Annotated in this window: 19 protein-coding genes and 1 other RNA gene; 16 read left to right on the top strand and 4 right to left on the bottom strand. The window is 40.2% G+C overall.

The annotated features are described in order from the left end of the window. Positions 1-20: 20 nt before the first annotated feature. Together nth and SB775_RS03050 are read left to right on the top strand one after the other, a co-directional pair. Positions 21-677: an endonuclease III gene (nth, locus tag SB775_RS03045; protein WP_410860475.1), complete on the top strand. Its 657-nt coding sequence runs from the start codon at positions 21-23 to the stop codon at positions 675-677. Beyond that, the gene (locus SB775_RS03050; protein ID WP_410860477.1) at positions 674-1210 is read left to right on the top strand and encodes a YpoC family protein; all 537 of its coding nucleotides are present in this window, start codon (positions 674-676) and stop codon (positions 1208-1210) included. Before nth ends, SB775_RS03050 begins: the two co-directional genes overlap by 4 nt. 513 nt (positions 1211-1723) lie before the next feature. Here SB775_RS03050 and SB775_RS03055 read toward each other — a convergent pair. Both SB775_RS03055 and recU read right to left on the bottom strand, forming a co-directional pair. Then, positions 1724-4441, bottom strand: coding sequence for a PBP1A family penicillin-binding protein (locus SB775_RS03055; protein WP_410860478.1), 2718 nt, complete (start codon positions 4439-4441; stop codon positions 1724-1726). A 27-nt stretch (positions 4442-4468) separates the two neighbouring features. Continuing rightward, positions 4469-5080, bottom strand: coding sequence for a Holliday junction resolvase RecU (recU, locus tag SB775_RS03060; RefSeq protein ID WP_410860479.1), 612 nt, complete (start codon positions 5078-5080; stop codon positions 4469-4471). A 143-nt stretch (positions 5081-5223) separates the two neighbouring features. Between recU and SB775_RS03065 the strand changes: the two genes are divergently transcribed. From SB775_RS03065 to SB775_RS03075, 3 genes are all read left to right on the top strand, one after another. Then, positions 5224-6171 carry a DUF2515 family protein gene (locus SB775_RS03065; protein WP_089363187.1) on the top strand — a complete coding sequence of 316 codons (948 nt, stop codon included), beginning with the start codon at positions 5224-5226 and terminating at the stop codon, positions 6169-6171. 355 nt (positions 6172-6526) lie between these two features. Next, complete coding sequence (locus SB775_RS03070; RefSeq protein ID WP_410860480.1) at positions 6527-6802, top strand: hypothetical protein; 276 nt, start codon at positions 6527-6529, stop codon at positions 6800-6802. A 70-nt stretch (positions 6803-6872) separates the two neighbouring features. Further along, positions 6873-7241, top strand: coding sequence for a YppE family protein (locus tag SB775_RS03075; protein ID WP_176431938.1), 369 nt, complete (start codon positions 6873-6875; stop codon positions 7239-7241). Positions 7242-7335: 94 nt separating this feature from the next. Here the strand turns inward: SB775_RS03075 and SB775_RS03080 are convergent, their stop codons facing one another. Beyond that, a complete protein-coding gene (locus SB775_RS03080) occupies positions 7336-7500 on the bottom strand; it encodes a hypothetical protein (protein ID WP_176431936.1) in 165 nt (54 codons plus the stop codon). On the opposite strand from SB775_RS03080, the gene SB775_RS03085 reads away from it, so the two are divergent. After that, entirely contained in the window at positions 7491-7970 is a 480-nt protein-coding gene (locus SB775_RS03085; protein WP_286140873.1) for a YppG family protein, read from the top strand. The two genes, SB775_RS03080 and SB775_RS03085, sit on opposite strands and share 10 nt — an antisense overlap. A gap of 69 nt (positions 7971-8039) precedes the next feature. Here the strand turns inward: SB775_RS03085 and SB775_RS03090 are convergent, their stop codons facing one another. Further along, positions 8040-8492, bottom strand: coding sequence for an Hsp20/alpha crystallin family protein (locus SB775_RS03090; protein WP_089363190.1), 453 nt, complete (start codon positions 8490-8492; stop codon positions 8040-8042). Positions 8493-8633: 141 nt separating this feature from the next. Here SB775_RS03090 and SB775_RS03095 point away from each other — a divergent pair, with 141 nt between their 5' ends. The 10 genes from SB775_RS03095 to SB775_RS03140 all read left to right on the top strand — a co-directional run bounded on the left by SB775_RS03095 (position 8634) and on the right by SB775_RS03140 (position 20012). After that, positions 8634-9398: an alpha/beta fold hydrolase gene (locus tag SB775_RS03095; protein ID WP_410860481.1), complete on the top strand. Its 765-nt coding sequence runs from the start codon at positions 8634-8636 to the stop codon at positions 9396-9398. Positions 9399-9516: 118 nt separating this feature from the next. Next, a complete protein-coding gene (locus SB775_RS03100) occupies positions 9517-11796 on the top strand; it encodes a DEAD/DEAH box helicase (RefSeq protein WP_089363192.1) in 2280 nt (759 codons plus the stop codon). Positions 11797-11827: 31 nt separating this feature from the next. Next, entirely contained in the window at positions 11828-13090 is a 1263-nt protein-coding gene (locus SB775_RS03105) for a ribonuclease H-like domain-containing protein (protein ID WP_089363193.1), read from the top strand. A gap of 456 nt (positions 13091-13546) precedes the next feature. After that, positions 13547-14038 (top strand): CotD family spore coat protein, encoded by a 492-nt coding sequence (locus SB775_RS03110; protein WP_377384202.1) that lies wholly within the window; start codon positions 13547-13549, stop codon positions 14036-14038. A gap of 68 nt (positions 14039-14106) precedes the next feature. Next, positions 14107-14658 carry an SLOG family protein gene (locus SB775_RS03115; protein WP_410860482.1) on the top strand — a complete coding sequence of 184 codons (552 nt, stop codon included), beginning with the start codon at positions 14107-14109 and terminating at the stop codon, positions 14656-14658. A 205-nt stretch (positions 14659-14863) separates the two neighbouring features. Continuing rightward, on the top strand, positions 14864-15175 hold the full coding sequence (gpsB, locus tag SB775_RS03120) for a cell division regulator GpsB (protein ID WP_061463822.1): 312 nt from the start codon (positions 14864-14866) through the stop codon (positions 15173-15175). Positions 15176-15255: 80 nt separating this feature from the next. Next, an RNA gene (gene rnpB, locus SB775_RS03125) (RNase P RNA component class B) lies at positions 15256-15644 on the top strand. Positions 15645-16325: 681 nt separating this feature from the next. Then, on the top strand, positions 16326-17474 hold the full coding sequence (locus SB775_RS03130; RefSeq protein WP_284470353.1) for a THUMP domain-containing class I SAM-dependent RNA methyltransferase: 1149 nt from the start codon (positions 16326-16328) through the stop codon (positions 17472-17474). Positions 17475-17667: 193 nt separating this feature from the next. Further along, on the top strand, positions 17668-17868 hold the full coding sequence (locus SB775_RS03135) for a cold-shock protein (RefSeq protein ID WP_034307871.1): 201 nt from the start codon (positions 17668-17670) through the stop codon (positions 17866-17868). Between the two features lie 230 nt (positions 17869-18098). Further along, positions 18099-20012 (top strand): ATP-dependent DNA helicase, encoded by a 1914-nt coding sequence (locus tag SB775_RS03140; protein WP_089363196.1) that lies wholly within the window; start codon positions 18099-18101, stop codon positions 20010-20012. Positions 20013-20123 lie beyond the last annotated feature (111 nt).

Raw genomic sequence — 20123 nt, forward strand, 5'->3', positions numbered from 1 at the left:
TAAATTGAAGGAGAACCAATATGTTGAATAAAGCTCAAGTTCGATATTGTCTGGATACAATGGGGGAAATGTTTCGAGATGCCCATTGTGAGCTGAATCACTCCAATCCATTTGAATTGGTGATTGCTGTTGCTCTGTCAGCTCAATGTACGGATGTATTAGTGAATAAAGTTACGAAGGATTTATTTCAAAAATATAAAAGGCCTGAGGATTACATAAGCGTTCCGGTAGAAGAGTTGGAAAATGACATTCGCTCAATCGGTTTGTTTCGTAACAAGGCTAAGAACATTCAAAAGTTGTCGCGAATGCTGATCGAAGAATACGGTAAGGAAGTTCCCAGGGATCGTGATGAGCTTGTTAAATTGCCTGGCGTGGGCAGAAAGACGGCGAATGTAGTCGTTTCAGTTGCGTATGATGTGCCAGCGATAGCTGTAGATACCCATGTAGAGAGGGTTTCCAAGCGCCTGGGATTATGCCGCTGGAAGGATAGTGTCCTCGATGTTGAGAAAACGTTGATGGCTAAGATACCGAAGGATGAATGGTCCGTTACGCATCACCGTCTGATATTCTTTGGACGCTATCATTGCAAGGCCCAGTCACCAAGGTGTGAAACCTGCCCACTCCTAGAAGTTTGCCGTGAAGGAAAAAAAAGAATGAAAAGGAAAGAAGCCAATTGACGCAGTCCATATCATTAAAAGTCCCGGCCGAATTGGACCATCCGTTCTTTTTCCCTGAAAAGGAAACCATTTTGGAAAAAGAATGCTATACAGGATGGAATGGATCAATCCCATTCGAGGCTTTCCCGTATGAGATACTTTATTATAATAATGTAGTGTCGTATGCTCCTTGGGCCAAGGGGGCAATGCATATAAAGGAACTACTGGAAAAATGGGAGGGAATAGACACTGAATGCAGCATACTATTTTCAGAGCGAAAAGCGGGAAGGACCTTGGGACTCATGAAGCAGGGTATCGGTTTATTTTTAAATGCAGTCTTCTGGATGCATGGAAAGCCAGTGGTATTGAGTGACTGCCGAGTGCAAATAGAATCCTTTCATAATATTCCGGTGAACGCGGCTGAAAGAGTTTCTTTCATCCTTGCAAGACCCGCTTCTTTCCATTCTTATAGACAACTTAGTGAGTTGTTCCGAGAATTTGAGAAACTATATGTGAAGCTCATGATCATTAATAAGAATAAAAGAAACGTCTAAGCTTTTAGCTTAGACGCAAACTGTAGACAAACTCGATAAAAAATTGAGTTTGTCTACAGTTTTTTTGAGGGTTTGTAATTTAAACATTGATTGGAACGTAGGGAACCCGCTTTCCGCGGGAGGTCCGCCCTCGGCGCCCTTTGCACCTGCGGGGTCTCCATTGGACACGCTTTTCCCGCAGGTGTCACGCACACCTGTTCCAATCAACTTTTTTTTAATATTTAGACAGAACCCCGTTTGCCAACAGTCTTTTTTGTTTTAAAAGAAGAACTTGAGGTGAAAGTATTCCAAGGTAGGACGCCTAAGTATAGATCCAGTTATTTGTACAAACTGACATTCATTAAACATACCTTGGTATTCGCGTTGGCCAACTGGGCTTGCCGAGGGCCAGAAAAGGTCTTTCTCTATAACTGCTTCAAATCCAATAAAAAATGAAAAAGGTTTCGGAATGTACTCATTCCGAAACCTTTTTGTCTACAAGCTGCTCTAGCATTTAGCTTAGACGTTTAATAGTCAATCTTTGTTTTCTTTATCCTTGTCTTTCTCTTTTTCTGGTTCAGGAGCCGGGTTAGGGTCAGGGGTTTCGCCTGGTTTTTCTTCTTCTACAGTCCCAGGGTCGGTGATAATATCCCCACCTCCAACGTTTTCATCATCCTTATTGCCTGTTCCATCATCAGTATTGTTTCCATTTCCATTATTATCAGTGTTTCCATTATCAATTCCATTTCCGTTGTTGCCGTTGTTGCCGTTGTTATTTTTATCTTCGTCTTGCTTATCTTCTTCGCCCTCAGCAGGAGTTTCTTGTTCTGGATTTTCACCCTCTGCCGGATCTTTGATCTCCTCGTCAGTACCCTTAGGATCTTCCGCTTCTGCAGGGATTTCGACCGATGTACTGGCAGGATCACTTTGTTGGTTATCCACTATGGCTACCACTGAGAAAGTATATTTACTTCCAGGGGTTGGATTAGGGATCGTTAAACTAGTATCCTTCGATTTTTTTAACACGCTCTGTGCTCCGCCATCAACGGACATCATAACCTCGAATTTGGCATTACCTTTAGGATATGACCATGATAGATTGATTTCATTACTTTCCTTATCGTAAGAAGCGTTAATGCCAGGTGAATCGACTTTCTCATATTCTGTCGTCACTTGTGTTGGCTCGTGACCTTTAACATAATATTCATAAGTGATTTTATCGCTTGGTGTATATTGATTGGCTTTAACAGCTGGATTGGAACCTTTTATGATTCCAACCTTCACAACACTGTCAGGTTGATTAAAGTCTTTCGTTTCTTTTGACTGAGCCATATGTTCCATCAAGTTCTTGAAAATTGATTTAGGGATCCTTTGAGATGAATCGCCAAGATATTCCATTTTATTGCCTGGTGCATTATCATATCCAGCCCATACTGCGACTGTATAATTGGTTGTATAACCCGCCATCCAGCTATCTTTTACACCGGATGTTGGGATGTTGTTCCGTGCACGCTGGTCAGGCGTGAAATTGGTTGAACCCGTTTTACCGGCTACTGGAAGATTAGGTATATTGGCTAGCCTTCCTGTTCCATAAGGTTCTTTAATGACGCTCTTCAACATGTCCGTCACGATGAAAGCCGTGGAATCTTTCATGACCGGTTTCGATTCCGTCTTGTTTTTGATGGTGGTTTTGTCACGTAAAACAATCTTTGTCACACTATGCGGTTTATTATAAATACCGTTGTTTCCGAATGAACTGTATGCACCGGCAAGTTCAAGCGTAGAAACGTCTTGACCGCCTCCAATTGCAGCAGATTCACTTATTTCATTCTTGAAAGGCATGCCAAGGTCAACGGCAAAATCACGCGCCCGGTCCAAGCCGACTGCTTGAAGCGTCTTTAAGGCAGGGATATTTAATGACCGTGCTAGTGCTTCGCGAGCTGTTACAGTACCATAATGTCTCCCGGAAGCATTTTTAAGCGGTGTTCCATCACTGTAGGTATATTCCTCATCTTTGATTGGATGGTAGGTGGACCAATTTAAATATTCTACGGCAGGACCATAATCCAGAATTGGCTTAATGGTCGAACCAGGTGAACGCTTGGCGTCCGTTGCATAATTCCAGCCGCGTTTAACCGTCGTGTTCCTGCCGCCGCCAACTGCTTTAATTTCACCAGTTTCAGTATCTAGTAAGGTGACTCCAGCTTGGAGATCTTTACTTGGATAATTGACGATCTCATTACTGTTCAACATTTTATAGACATATTCTTGGGCATCTTTATCAATGGTCGTATGGATTTCCAAACCATCGGTAAAGACGTTATAGTCACCCATTTGTCCGACTTCCTCAATGACCAAATCGATGAATGCATCATAAGCAGTCGTGTCTTTTTTGCTTTTATCGATTTCTTGAAGTCCTTCTGTTATATCGATGCTTTGTGCATTTTTCATTTCCTGTTCAGTGATATATCCATGTTTATTCATTAAGTGAAGGACAATATCACGGCGTTCTTTCGCGCGTTCTGGGTGTAAATAAGGGTTATAACGGCTTGGGCTTTGCGGTAAACCTACAAGCATGGCCACTTCATTCAATTTCAATTCGCTTAGTTCTTTTCCATAATAAGTATGGGAAGCAGTTAATATCCCGTTTGCACGGTTTGCAAAGAAAATCTTATTCACATACATTTCGAAAATTTCTTGTTTTGTATATTTTCTTTCAAGCTGTATGGCTAGCCACATTTCCTGGACTTTCCTTTTAATGGTCTTATCAGGTGTTAAATAAGAACGCTTGATAACCTGCTGCGTCAATGTACTTGCACCCTCTGAGCCGAATCCGTGTTTGAAGTTGGCTATGACGGCACTGCCCAGACGCAAGAAATCCACCCCGTGGTGTTTATAAAAGCGTGAATCTTCCGTAGCCAGGAAAGCATCTTCGACAAGTTTGGGAATGTCTTCATAATTTACATAATCCCGGTTTTCTGTTCCGACTTCGGCTAGCAATTTACCATTTTCATCGAGAATTTTGGATGTGACTGGATCTTTTAAAAGCTTTTCATCAAGTTTTGGAGTATCGCTTATAAAGTAAGCCATTGCAGCTCCTCCGCCAACCAAGCCTATAATTCCGATTGTAACAAGTATAAGGAAAATGCGCTTAAGCATATTGGTTGGCTTCTTAGGACCTTTGTTCGGTTCCTTTTTTTGTGTCTGCCCCTGCTTTCGGCGTTCTTCTCTAGTATTATATTTTTCAGCCATTACAGCTAACCTGCCTTTCTAAAAAAACTAAAAATTTTCTGAGATGAGCGAATCTACTACTTTAATATAGTCAATTCTCGGTTGAAAGCCAAGAGTAATCTTTCGTGAACTGCTTTCAACTTCTTGAAGAGTTATAGATTTGCGTCCGCCGTCTTTCATTCTCTTCCAATAAAGACTAAGTTGTTCAGAACCCATTAGATATATATCATCCATTGCGGAAAACCTGATGATGACAAATGCAATTCCGCCATGCTGAACGATGTGTTTCATATGTTCAATTTGATGGTCATGAAAATTTTTCAGAGGGAACGAACTGCTGTTTTTCGTTTCCTTTGCCTCAAAATCAATGTACTTTCCTTTATAAACACCATTGTAATCGGTGGTCGATGCTTGTTTGAAGTAGGCTTCTTTAATGACTGCAGCACTTCTCTTCGGGTAATGGACATCAACAATTTGAATGGGCGTCGGTTTTTTATGAATGACGGCAATGCCGTGTGCTAAATAAAACTGATTGGTTTCGTTCAAATCGTCTTCCAATGTTTTTCCCCGGTTGCTATAACTGATTTTTTTTAGTGGGCTTTTCTTTTCTTCCAAAGCCTGCGGTACAAATCTTCGTCCATTGGGATAATGAAATGCCACTTTTACCCCTCCTTTTTTTCACTTATCTATATTAGCAAAAAAAGAATCCAATATGTGAATAAAAAGAATTGTTTCTTTGAACGATAGGATTTATGTACAACTAAATGTCACAATTAATCGCTTTGGAAAGGATGGACACATAGATGCAAGTGTTGAATACGGAAAAGCAAATGCTCCATTCCATAAAAGTCCAAACCGCGAAAGGGAATAGGGATAATATATCAAGAACAAAGGCATATGAACAATTTTTCAGAAACCACCCAGAAATACAATGGTCTTTTTTAGCCGGGATGGTTTCTAGAAATGCAGGCTGGAATATGTGTGACCTTGAAGGAATATGGTATTCCCATTTGCTTAGCCTTAAATACAGGCATCACCTATTCCTAACTTATGAAGAAGCCAATTGGAGAATATTCCAGGATGCGTATCCTCAATTGCTTCTCTATCATTATTCGACGAAGTATGGGCGTCCAATGTTTCATTTATGTCATTATTTTTTTATTACTGAATTCATGACGAACGAATGGTATTCCTTTTGGAAACATGGAAATCGTGAAAAGTTAGTCACTGCGCTTATAATAAATGAACAAAACGTCATTGAAAAGCCTGTTATTAAAAAGCAAACTTTCGTTTTTCATTCTATATTATTTTTCCTGCAGGACTGGATGCATTTTAGCACTGTATTATTTCCTACCTGCAATGGTAAGCTGTATGGTTCGTCCGTTTCGAATTTTAGAAATATCGATAAAAGGATTGAATTGGGGAAAAGGTTGGCCGGCCTTTTATTTTCTGAAGATTTATTTCCGTTATTTTATGAATTTTCCTGCAGGACTGAACCAACCGGTGCTAGATTTGATTACGAACAATATCGAAAAAAGCCTAGGTACCATGAAACCCCGATGCTGAGGGGAGTTTATCCATTGATTCATCATCAAGCAGGGGGGACAGAGCAATGGGATGTGAATAAAAGGATTAAAAAAGATTGGTTTATTGAACCCCAATGGGAGGAAGACCCGGAATTGACCGATTGGTATGACCATAAACAAAAGCAGCTGCACACCGCTGCAATGATCAAAAAGTGGTTTTTTTAAAAGGAAACAGGGAAGGCGTCGATTATGCCTTCCCTGTTAATTGTACAAGTATTGATGCCTTACGTTGAGGGGCGGTTTTCCCCACTAAGTTTCGGGTTTCCCGTTCCTGCCTTTTTAGTAGGCGGCTTTTGTCGTTTTTCGTTTTCTTGCTGTCTGCTTTCATTCGACTGCATAAAATCACCTCCTGTCTGTATTTTTGTTTAAAACTCCATTCTTCATTCTGCCATTGTTGTCGAAGGGCATAATAAATTAAGTGAATAGCACTTTCTTTGCCGATTCGCTTCTAGTTTTGTCAACCTTGAAGGGCTTTCTACTAAAAAAAAGAATAGTACACGTATAGAATGGAGGGATCAGCATGGTCAATAAAAGTGTCTCAACAGAGGAAATATTAAGGATGATAGCTGAGATCAGTACCAGCCTGGATCGTTTGGAAATTTCATATGGGGAAACTGTAAATACAGTGAGGTGCAAACTTTGGGCAGAGCAATATACATTGGTTAACAATGTCCAGGAAGCCATTGAGAAAGCCGAGGATTATTGGGTGAATGCTGAAGGTGTAAACTATTCCTTTTCCATTGTTCTGGAAAAACCAATTATAAAGCACAAGGTTTTCACCGAATTGCACGTATAAGCCGATAGAATTTCCTTTTATAAAGAACTGGATTATACTAAGAGGAAACAAATGTGCGGAGGAATATATTGTGCAAAAAGAGAAACTGCAGCTATTAACCGAACAATTAATAAAATATACGGTCCAAGCGGATGATATCTATGAGGATGTACGCAAAGAAGAAAAGGAAAAGGATTTCTTTTCGGAAGTCAAGCCGTTTGCTGATCAGGTCAGGGCCTCATGCATCGATTGGGAAAACGGAATGAAGGAGTGGATGAAAGAAACCGAGTTTAAGCATCTTTTCCCCGAGCAAATCGAACAAACCGCTCATAACCTTTCTGATGTGGCCGTTCAGGCATTCTTTCCTAAAACCAGTTACAAGCGATTTAAAAGTCATGTCCAATCAGTCGAATTTATCCTTCATAATGTAAAAGCGGAGATCGATCGGATTTTATCATAAAAACACCTACACTTTATTTCCTCTTTTTTCATATATTATCAGAACCATGTAATGAAAAAAGAGGAGGGCTCATTGAACATGATGAGATCCGGTTTTAACCAAGTCTCCCCAAATCAAAGACAGTATCCTCAATCAATGCCGGAATATTGGGGAGGGTACCAGCAGCCAATACAGTATCCTCTGCAAAATAATCATAATCTTGAACGGCCATTAATGTATCCATATCATACCCAGGATACAGGGGGCTATATGACGCCATATCATGATCCTTATCAGCAGGCGGCCTATCATCCATTCCAACAAATTCAGCAGCAGGCGATGCCTGTTGGAGCTTATCCGAGTAACAGTGTAATGCAGCCAATGCCGCAAATGCCGCAAATGCAGCCAATGCCACAAATGCAGCCAATGCAAATGCCACAAATGCCACAAATGCAGCCGATTCAGTCCAATCAGCAGCTGCAGCCGCAGGCTTTTAGTCCGTTCGATAATCCGTTGCAGCCAGCTAAACGACCCCCGCAAGGTCAGCAGCAGGCTCATAATCCCTATCCAAAGCAACAGTTCATGCAAAAACCCCAGCCATCTGGTATCAAATCGGTCATGAATCAATTCAAAACACAAGATGGTTCCATGGATATAACGAAAATGATGAATACAGCTGGACAAATGATGAATACAGTTTCTCAAGTATCGTCAATGGTCAAAGGAGTAGGGGGCTTCTTCAAAGCTTAGATGGTGAATAAAGGAAAAGCAGACTTACAAGTGACCCAGCCACTTATTTAAGTCTGCTTTTAAATTTGCCTAATTGATTTCAATCCGATTCCCTCTAATTTTGGGCAGGTGAAGCGTGAGGATGCCATCGCGATGTCGTGCGGTGACTTTTGCTTCATCAATCGGTTTTGGAAAGGAAATAGTTCTTGAAAATGTACCGGCTGAAACTTCTTTTTGAAACATTCCTTGCGTTTTATGCTGCCTATCAACATGTTTTGCAGAAATGGTCACGGCATGGGGCAGCACATCAATGGATATTTGGCTGCGTGCAATACCGGGCAAGGTAGCGGTAAGGGTATACTCTGAATTTGTCTCATGGACATCAACCGGAAAGCTGCGTTCTTTAGTAGAACCGAAGAAATCGTCAAGAGATTGCAGCATGCCTTTAGGAGGCCTTTCGGAAAACAATCGATCCATTTTGTTAATAAAATGGGTAAAGGGTTCATTTCGATTTCGATTATTATTTTTTTCAGAAGAGGTCATCACGGTTCTCCTTCCTAAAAAATTCCTTTGCCTATAGGCTATGTTAGGACTGAAGAATTGTGAATGAACCAATGGGTTTTAGATACGGATATAGAGGGAATAACGTTACTGATTGATTAGTAAAGGAAATGAGGGATTGATATGACAGAAAATAGCAAGCTTTCCTACATAGATACCGGGAAAGGAAATAAAACATTGTTGTTCATCCATGGGTTTTGTGGAAGTCATGAATATTGGAAGAACATCATTGCTGAATTAAAAGATGAATACCGAGTTGTTGCCATTGATTTACGAGGGCATGGTGCAAGTGAAGAAATAGGGGCATCTTTCTCGATTGATGATATGGCTGCTGATATTGCTTCATTTATGGAAGAACAGGGAATCGGAAAGGCTTATATGTTTGGTCATTCTCTTGGAGGATATATCACCTTGGCATTCGCAGAAAGGTTTCCTGGGAAATTGTCTGGTTTTTCACTGATTCATTCTACCGCTTTGCCTGACGATGAAGCTGGTAAGGAGGGGCGTTTAAAATCTGTCGGGAAAATAGAAATGGATGGAATCATTCCTTTCATTGATGGACTTGTACCAAAGCTTTTCGCTAATTCCGATGATCCGAATATTGAACATACAAAGGAAATCGGTTATAAAACAAGTGAAAGCGGTGCGATTGGGTCTTTGCATGCCATGAGGAACAGAACAGACAGAAATCATGTACTCAAAGAGACGAAGCTCCCAGTCCTTTTGGTTGCAGGTGAAAAGGATAAAGTAATTCCCGCTGAAAAAACCTTTTCAGTTAAAGGGAGCCATATTAATGAAGTTATACTTGAGGGAAGCGGTCATATGGGAATGTTGGAAGCTCCGAGCAGACTAGCCGAAGAAATCATTCGATATGTCGAGAAGAATTAACTGAAAAAGAATGATCAGGAAGCGGGAGTAGCCGTTTCCTGATTTTTTTTTGAATAGGAAATAGTTTCCCTTTTGCATAGAACGTTCATTCGGTAGAATAGGAGTATGAGGTGGTTATATGAAACTGCGAAAAAATTTACAAGAAGTCATCACGGAATTAAAAACCAATGAGGATTATAAAGATAATATTGTACACTGGCAAGTAATTGAAGCGAAAGAGGCAAAACATGTTCCTTTTCCCGATCGAATGAATGATAAGATCAAGCATGCTCTTGAAAAACGGGGGATAAATGGGTTGTATACCCATCAGGCGACCGCATTTGATACGGCTGTCAGTGGCGAAAGTCTTGTAGCGGTCACCCCAACGGCTTCTGGTAAAACATTATGCTATAATTTGCCGGTCCTTCAAAAAATTCTTGAAGATGAAAAAACTAGAGCGCTATATATATTTCCGACAAAAGCGCTGAGTTATGATCAAAAAAGCGAATTGAACGAAATGATACATGAAATGGATGCCGAGATAAATAGTTATACGTACGATGGGGACACACCTTCAAATATCAGGCAAAAAATCCGTCAGGCAGGGCATATCGTCATCACCAATCCCGATATGCTCCATTCCGGAATCTTGCCGCATCACACGAAATGGGTCTCATTGTTTGAAAACTTGAAGTATGTGATCATCGATGAACTCCATATTTACCGCGGCGTTTTCGGAAGTCATACGGCTAACGTCATAAGAAGGTTAAAAAGGATCTGCAAGTTTTATGGCAGTGATCCTGTATTCGTCTGTACTTCTGCAACGATCAATAATCCAAAAGAGTTGGCAGAAGAGCTTACGGAAAAACAAATGGTGCTTATCGATAATAACGGGGCCCCTAGTGGGAAAAAACATTTTGTTTTCTATAATCCCCCAATAGTCAATAAACCGCTAAACATTCGAAGAAGTGCGGTTTTGGAAGTCAGGAAGCTCGCAAATGAATTTTTGAAAAATAAAATTCAAACAATCGTTTTTGCGCGAAGCAGGGTTCGTGTGGAAATTCTATTGACCTATTTACAGGGACTCGTGTCAAAGCAATTGGGGCCCAAATCAATCAGGGGCTATCGTGGCGGGTATCTGCCAACACAGCGTAGAGAAATTGAACAGGGCCTCAGGGATGGTTCCATTTATGGGGTGGTATCCACGAATGCTCTTGAGTTAGGTGTCGATATCGGGCAGCTCCAGGTTTGCATAATGACTGGTTACCCTGGATCGATATCGAGTGCCTGGCAACAGGCGGGACGAGCAGGAAGAAGGCATGGTGAAGCGCTGATCATCATGGTCGGCAGTTCAAGTGCCCTTGATCAATATATCGTCCAGCATCCCGATTATTTCTTTACCAGAAATCCAGAAACTGCAAGAATCAATCCCGATAATCTTTTGATCCTGGTTGATCATGTCAAATGTGCAGCATATGAGCTGCCATTTAAAAAAGGTGATGCCTTTGGAAAAACAGAGATTCTGGACGTACTGGAATTCCTTACCGAAGAAAGGGTCTTACACCAAAATGGGGACAAATGGCATTGGATGAACGATGCTTTTCCAGCAAGCAATATAAGCCTGCGTTCTGCTGCACAGGAAAATGTCGTAATCATCGACCAAACGAATGCACCGGTTAACCGGGTCATAGGAGAAATGGATACGTTCAGTGCAATGACCCTTCTCCACGATGAAGCCATTTATTTGCACCAGGGAATGCAATTTCAGGTGGAAGAACTTGATTGGGATGAAAAGAAAGCTTATGTACGTGAAGTCAATGTGGACTATTATACGGATGCTAACCTTGCTGTGCATTTGTCTGTATTGGAAGTGGATAAACAGCGAACTTTCGCTTCCACCACAGCTGCCTTTGGTGACGTCGCCATCCGGGCGATGCCTACGATCTTCAAAAAAATCAAATTTGAAACTCATGAAAATATTGGTTCAGGGCCAATCAGCCTGCCTGAGATGGAACTGCACACGAGTTCGGCCATGCTTTCCATGGAGCCTGATATATTCGAGTGGGACGAAAATCGAATAGAGCAAGGAATGATAGGTGCATCCCATGCTCTTAATTACATGATTCCGTTATATGTTATGTGTGATCCGCATGATATCCATGTTTATCCACAGGTTAAGGCAGCACATAATGAAAAACCAACCATTTTTATCTATGATAGTTATCCGGGGGGCATAGGGCTAAGTGATAAAGTATATGAAAACTCTGAAGTCATCCTACTGGAAACCATATCCATGATCGGAAATTGTTCTTGTGAAAGCGGCTGCCCTTCCTGTATCGGAACGGAATCCGCTGCGAAAACAGCCAAAAATGATGCAAAACAGTTATTAGGTCAATTTTGTAAGGAAAAACAATCATAGATACGGGGATAAGTGAAAAGAGGTGTATTTTTTGTCTTTGAAAAATAAATTGAACCGTTTGAAAACGCATATGAACATAGAACCAGTGAAACATCCTTCTCCTGAACAAGAAAATAGCCAAGCAGTGAAGGAAGAAATTCCTTATCTTGAAAAGTGGCTGAAGAACGATACCGTTTCCTTTCATTTCGATGATGATTATTGTTTCATTAGGGAGGTCCGCTACCCTATAAATCACAAACATGGGTTATATGCATTTTCTGAGCTGAAAAAGATCGTAAAAGAGTGGAATCAAACTCCATTGGAGCATCCCTTATCCGCTAGGGGAGTTAAAAGTGAAGACCTGTTTTTCTTCGATACGGAAACAACAGGACTTGGAGGCGGAGCGGGAAACACCATTTTTTTACTTGGATATGCCTATTTAGAAGGTGATGAAGTTGTGGTGAAACAACATATCCTGCCGCAGCCCGGAAGTGAAATACCGCTTTACCAAAGCTTTCTGGAAAACATCAATTACGAAACGCTTGTCACATATAATGGTAAATCTTTTGATTGGCCCCAGCTGAAAACCCGACATACCTTGATTAAAGAACATGTTCCAAAACTACCGGAATTCGGACATTTCGATTTGTATCATGCTTCAAGACGCCTTTGGAGAAACAAATTGGAACGAGTTAAATTATCAGCAGTCGAAACGGATATTCTAGGTGTACATAGAGAAGATGATATTCCTGGATATTTGGCACCGATGATTTATTTTGATTTTGTCGAGAGGAAAAATCCGGAAATTTTATTTGGGATCATGAAGCATAATGAATTGGATATTTTATCACTGATCACATTGTATATTCATTTGTCCCGGAAAATCCTCCAAATTGATGGATATACGGAAGATTCCATGGAAATTGCACGCTGGCTCGCTTATCTAGGAAAAAAAGAGGAATCGGTCGAGACTTATGAAAAAATAGTGGAAGCGGGAAATGAGGAAGATCGGATAATAGCTGGCCATGCCATAGCCTTTCAGAAAAAGAAGCAAAAACAATTCAACGAAGCGTTGGAAATTTGGAAGGAGGTCGCCTTAAAAGGGAATGTTCAAATAAGGATACAGGCACAGATTGAATGTGCAAAATTATATGAACATCAATTTAAGGAAGTCGGCAATGCTCTAAAATGTGCATTAAACGCGCATCAAGAGATGTTGAGGGAAGGTACCATTGTGGTGAAACAAAAGTCGGAATTGGAAAAGAGGATTAAACGTCTCGAAATGAAAGAGGATTCCAAGGGTATGTCTGTATAAGATAAGCGAATCAGAATTGTTTTTAAGTGCGAAATGCCGAAAATAAAAAATATGGATACAAATATTGTAGCCTTCAACTATAATGTGTAAAATGGAAAGAGTTGAGGGTGAATTTCCGAAGCATTCATTTCATACCTTTACATCAAATAAATTTAAGTTGAAAGCGGAGCGGAGAAATGTATAAAACGACTTTATTTCTATTTTTTGTTGTCCTTTGTTTAACGATTGTTATTTTTACATCATTAAAAGACAGTCTCTATTCCTTTTTATAGAAAATTACCCACAGTGCATTTGAAGGGTAGCCATATATTATAATAGTGTACTTATTGACGGCCATACATAGTTTTATACTTATTCTGTATAAATAGGTCATTTCATCAGTACACGTCTCCCCTTTTTTTCATAGTCTGTAATGGTAAGACTAAACTTATCATAATGAAAGGGGACGAATTATATATGTATTTTCGTAATTGTGGAGGAAATAAATCCAATGTAATGGGAGCATACGGGAACGCTCCTGGAGTAATGGGCGCATCAACCGGGAAACATAAACACTCTAACGTAATGGGAGCCTTTACTGGTCCAACGGCTGTATCTCCAGCGCAATATGGTCCATCGGCTGTATCTCCAGCGCAATATGGTCCATCGGCTGTATCTCCAGCGCAACTTGGCCCAACGCAAGCACTTCCTACTCAACTTGCTCCAGCGCAAGTCTCTCCAACACAGCAATTTGTTAATACGAATGTATCGAACACAGTGATTCCTGTCGTTCATCCATCACACACTACAACTGTCAATAAACATTTGAACACGTATAAGCATTACTTCCCACATACTCAATCCGTGGTGAACCAATGCTTTACGCAAAACTTGATTTGCGGAAGGCCACCGATTAACCCATGCTGTCCGCCCCCCCCATGCTGTCCGCCTATGCCTTTCGGATACTAAAAAAAGTAAGGGCTTAATTAGCCCTTATTTTCTTACATAAACATGTTAAAAGGGAGATTAACCAAGCAATGAAGGTTTTGTATATGACTGGCTATAAGGCTTTTGAATTCGGGATATTCAAAAATGACCATGAAGCCGTAAAATATATTAAGAAAGCGATGAAGCAACGTCTTCTTCCATTGGTGGAAGATGGGCTGGAATGGGTGATCATATCAGGTCAGTTGGGTACGGAGCTATGGGGTGCCGAAGTGGTGTTCGATATACAGGAAGAATACAGTCAGCTTAAATTAGGGGTGCTAACTCCTTTCCTGAAACAGGAAGAGTCATGGAACGAGACGAATCAAGACTATTACCGTTCCATATTGGCCCGTGCCGATTTTGTTGAGTCCATTTTCAACAAACAATATGAAGGGCCGCAACAGCTGAAAATCAAAAATAGGTATATGGTTCATAAAAGTGACGCCATGCTCATCATTTTCGAAGCCGAAAAAGAAGGGTCAGCACGATATCCATATTTCGAAGCGATGAAAAAGGCTGAAACACAGCCATACCCTATCTATCAGATAAACTTTGATGATCTGCAACTGGCTGCGGAAGAAGGCAGCTGGTCCGAAGAATGACGGAGTGAAAATAATTATGGATTAAAAGTTGTTTCTAAAGCATATTCATATTATGATGAAATTTAGATACAGATTCATGGGGGTACATATCGTTCACTGAAACATCATTATGCAGATAAAAAGGTGTTTCGTTGACAAACCCAAGCAGATTTGAAAAAATAATAAAAAGTCGATTGTATTGGCGAAAGTATTGAGGTGAAGTCTTATGCTATCCGATAAGATAAAATTAACGGCTAAAGATATTCTTGAAAAAGATTTTAAAACAGCAATGCGCGGTTATAAACCAGAAGACGTGGATCAATTCCTGGATCTGATCATTAAAGATTATGAAGTGTTCCATCAGGAAATTGAAGATCTTAAACAAGAAAATCTTAAATTGAAAAAACAAGCCGAAGAGAGTACAAAACGTCCAAATCAACCTGCTCCCAGTGCTACTCCGGGAACCACTAACTTTGACATCCTTAAACGGTTATCCAACTTGGAAAAGCACGTTTTTGGAAACAAGCTTTTTGATTGAGGTTTTGCATGTTAAAAGTGAAATTGATTTAGGTATTGTGTTTTAATGAATAATGGAGTATAATCAATTATGTTATGTTAACGTTTGGGTAATTGCTGCTGCATTTTTGCAGTAGAGGAAAGTCCATGCTCGCACGGACTGCGATGTCCGTAGTGTTCGTGCCTGGCGAAAAAATAAGCTTGGGCAGCAATCTTGGATTGCTGACGGCTGGGAAAATGCCTAAGTCCTTTTGGATATGGCATGAATACCTATAAAAGTGCCACAGTGACGGAGCCTTTACAGAAATGTAAAGGGTGGAACGAGGTAAACCCCACGAGCGAGAAACCCAAATTAATGGTAGGGGCGCTTTCTTCCTTGGAATTGAACGAGGAGAAGGACAGAAGCCATGCTTCTGTAGATAGATGATTACCGCCGAAGTACGAGACGCGAGTCGCTTGCAGTACTGAGGAACAAAACATGGCTTACAGAACGTTATCATATGACACCAAAAGCACAACTCTCCTTTTAAAAGGAGAGTTTTTGTTTTTGGGAATTGCCCATTTATAAAAAGCCGGGCATTCCAAATTATTTTTCGTTTTCTGAAACCATGCTGTGTTAAACTAAGGTCTTGGCAACTTTTTAATTCCATCGAAAGATTTCTAATTGAAAGTGTTCAGCAGAAGGACAATGGCTAATTGACATCTGACCGTAACGATTTAAAAAATAGCGTTGAAGTGTTAAGCATTTCCTGGATTATGGGTACCCTATTTATAAAAGGTTTTTTACCTTTACTGATTGCCCTTATTTGAAGGTATTAAGACATGTCTTAAGCATTTTGTTATGAGTATACATAATTGGTTGTGAATAAATGGCCCTTCGTTGCCTTGGAGGATTTCATTCATGAATATTTGCAGCCTACCTTATTGATACATAGATAATTGAGTTAAACTTTATTTTATCGCGTTGATCCCGGTTATTAAAAAAATGCTCTACTACATGACAATGACATTTAATCTAGGCAATCAATGACGGACTATAAGCAAAATATAAATTGACCAGTGGAACTTTTAAATAAGGTTTACATGTCTAAAATCGATACCTTATTCTTAGTTAGGGGAATTTAGGTAGATATGCAATAGAGTTGGATTAATGGAAAGAAGGTGCAGGATAAATGAAACAATTCGATATTATCGCAACATCAGCAATGGGATTGGAATCAATTGTCGCTAAGGAGGTTCGGGATCTTGGTTACGATTGTCAAGTCGAGAATGGTAAGATCACGTACAAAGGGGACCAATCTGCCATTGCCCGCTCTAATTTATGGCTGCGGAGTGCCGACAGGGTTAAAATTAAAGTTGCAGAATTTAAAGCATATTCATTTGATGAGTTGTTTGAAAAAACAAAGGCCTTGAATTGGGAAGATTACTTATCAGCCGATGTTGAGTTCCCTGTGAGTGGAAAATCGGTTAAGTCACAGCTTTACAGTGTTCCTGATTGTCAGGCTATCGTCAAAAAGGCGATTGTTGATAGATTGAAAAGCAAATATAAGCAAGTATCTTGGTTTGCAGAGACTGGTCCTTTGTTTAAAATTGAAGTGTCTATTTTAAAAGATGTAGTGACACTTACCATGGACACTTCAGGTGCTGGTTTGCATAAGCGGGGATATCGCACAGGGCAGGGGGAGGCGCCCCTTAAAGAAACATTGGCGGCTGCGTTAATCATGCTGACCAATTGGAAACCGGATAAACCTTTCATTGATCCATTTTGTGGATCTGGAACGATTCCTATCGAGGCTGCCTTAATTGGGCAGAACATAGCACCTGGGTTTAACAGGGAATTCGTTTCTGAGACCTGGTCATGGATGGACAGCAAGGTTTGGGATGAAGCGCGGGTTGAGGCTGAAGATTTAGCCGATTATGATCAGTACTTGGACATAACCGGCTGTGATATTGACCATCGAATGGTCGATATATCTAAAGCGAATAGTTTTGAAGCCGGCCTTGGTGATCTGATTGAATTTAAACAAATGCAGGTGAGGGATATCTCGACTAGGAAAGAGTATGGTGTCATTGTCGGGAACCCGCCTTACGGAGAACGTCTTGGTGAGCAAAAAGCGGTTGAGCAGATGTATAGAGAAATGGGTCAAGCTTTCAAGAAGCTTGACACCTGGTCAGTATACATGATTACCTCCAATCCTGACTTCGAACAGCATTACGGTAAGCCTGCAACGAAAAAAAGGAAACTGTTCAATGGTTTCATCCGTGCAGACCTTTATCAATATTGGGGAAAAAGGCCGCCGAGACAGCCTCAAGGTGAATGAGTAGGTAAAATATAACGGAGGATTTCAATAGTCAGGACGATTTATTCATAATAGGTTCCAGTCTTGCTTATCATTTCCTTTTCTGTTATTCTAATAATGAATTATTTTTGTTCAGATTTAAGGAATACCTTAATATTCTTTTGAGCAAGGATAGTAATATAATGTGTGGAGAACACACTAGGAGGCAACAAAAATGGAACAAGGTAAAGTAAAATGGTTTAACGCAGAAAAAGGTTTTGGATTCATCGAACGTGAAGGTGGAGACGATGTATTCGTACATTTCTCAGCTATCCAAGGCGAAGGTTTCAAAACACTTGAAGAAGGCCAAGACGTTACATTTGATGTAGAACAAGGTCAACGTGGACCACAAGCATCAAACGTAAACAAAGCTTAATTCAACCCTATATTATTTACAGACAGGCTCTCTTTTGGAGCCTGTCTTTTATTTTACAAGTCTGGAAACATGGCAGCATACATAGAAGAAAAACATACTTTTTACATTTCATTTCTTATGGTAGGGTAAATATCTTGACTATTAATGTGAAATAAAGGATAATATCCTTTTGCCTAGAAATATTATGATGCGGATCGATACACTGATGATAGATAAAAGGGGAGACCAAGATGCTTAAAACACTGCCTTTTTCGGTAACAAAGGAAGATTCTTTTTACGATAAGCTTTCAGAATGGATCGGTGATGTTTTTTACGATATTCTTCCCGAAAAAGGATTTGAGCTGCGTGATGAACAAATCTTCATGGCTTTTCAGTTAGAAAAAGCCTTTAAAGAAAAGAATGTAAGCTTTGCTGAAGCAGGGGTAGGGACCGGTAAGACCTTGGTCTATTTACTATATGCGATTTGTTATGCGAGATATACGAATAAACCGGCAATTATTTCGTGTGCAGACGAAACGTTGATTGAACAGCTTGTCAAAGAAGAAGGCGACATCCAAAAAATTAAGAATGCTTTAGGTATTGAAGTGGATGTTCGGCTTGCCAAATATCACGATCAATATGTATGTCTTAAGAAATTGGATTACGCAGTGAATCATGAAGATTCAGAGGGAATAGATCAACTCTATGATGAACTTCCCAAGTTTGTCCATGATAACTCATCGATGAACGCTTATTCAGCATATGGGGACCGTAAACAGTATCCATATTTAAATGATGAAGACTGGTCTAAAGTTGGCTGGGATCAGCTTCAAAACTGTTTTACTTGTGATAAGCGCCATCGTTGTGGACAGACCCTATCGCGGGACCACTACCGAAAATCAAGCGATTTGATCATTTGTTCACATGACTTCTTCATGGAACATGTTTGGACTAAGGAAAAACGTAAGCGTGAAGGACAGTTACCACTGTTGCCTGAACATAGCTGTGTTGTCTTTGATGAAGGTCATCTACTGGAATTTGCTGCTCAAAAGGCTTTAACTTATAAAGTTGGGGAACAAACCCTTGCTTCGGTTTTAGAATTGCTTACTGCCAATCAGGTTCGTGAAGAAACCTTATACATCATTGAGGACTTAATTGATATTAATGAAGAGTTTTTTGATTTGTTGGATGAAAAATCCATACATGTCACCGGATCTAATCGTTATGAAATCCCAATGTCCAAGGAAATAACAAGCTTTGCGCAAAAGCTGCATAAAAAGGTTGAAGAGTTAGAGGAGAACCTTGTTTTTGAGGCGGAAATGTATACGATCAATGATTATGATTTAAAAGTGACAGAAGAATATTTAGAACAGCTGGGCTACTCCATTTCTCTATTTGTGAAGGATGAACAGGCCGTTTCCTGGTTTGAAGAAAATGAAATGACCAAAACATTGGTCATTATGCCAAGGCTTGTACAGGATATTTTGTCTGAACAGGTATTCTCTAAAAAAATCCCTTACATTTTTTCATCGGCGACATTATCGGATAATAAATCTTTCCAATACATTGCAGATAGCTTAGGGATAGAGAAGTATGACAGCTTTTCTGTTGAATCACCATTTGATTACGATGAAGTCATGAAAATGAACATGCCTGCCTTCGAAAACGGAGACCAATTGGCTAAACTTCAATACACCATGAAGTCAATTGAGGAAAATGAGGGCCGAACGCTTGTGTTATTCCAATCAAAAGAAGAATTGCATTGGTTCAAGGAAAACTGCCCAACATCATCCTATCCTTTTTATTTTGAAGGGGAAGCGGAAATCAGCGAGCTTGTTAAGAAGTTTCAAGAGAATGAGCAATCTGTTCTTTTCTCCTATCATTTATGGGAAGGACTTGATGTTCCAGGGCCTTCATTACAAAATGTAGTGATACACTCACTTCCATTCCCGCCACGCGATCCAGTGTTCGAGGCCAAACGTAATTCGGTTACCGATGCATTCGAAGAAGTGGATCTCCCATACATGCTCCTTCGATTACGTCAGGGAATAGGGCGTTTGATCAGGACTAGCAATGATTCGGGAACCGTACAGATTTTGATGGAAAAGGATCTCTCGGAACAGGTGAAAGAGAAGATTGTATCCGTTCTTCCTGTAACGCTTTAAGTCAATTTAATCTAAGAGTCATGGGAGAGGTGCCCTTGGCTCTTATTTTTTTTTAACGGGTAGTTCTGATAAGAAAGATTTTTGTATAATATGGTAAAGTGTAGTTGGAAG

It is taken from the genome of Peribacillus sp. SIMBA_075 (assembly GCF_046534585.1).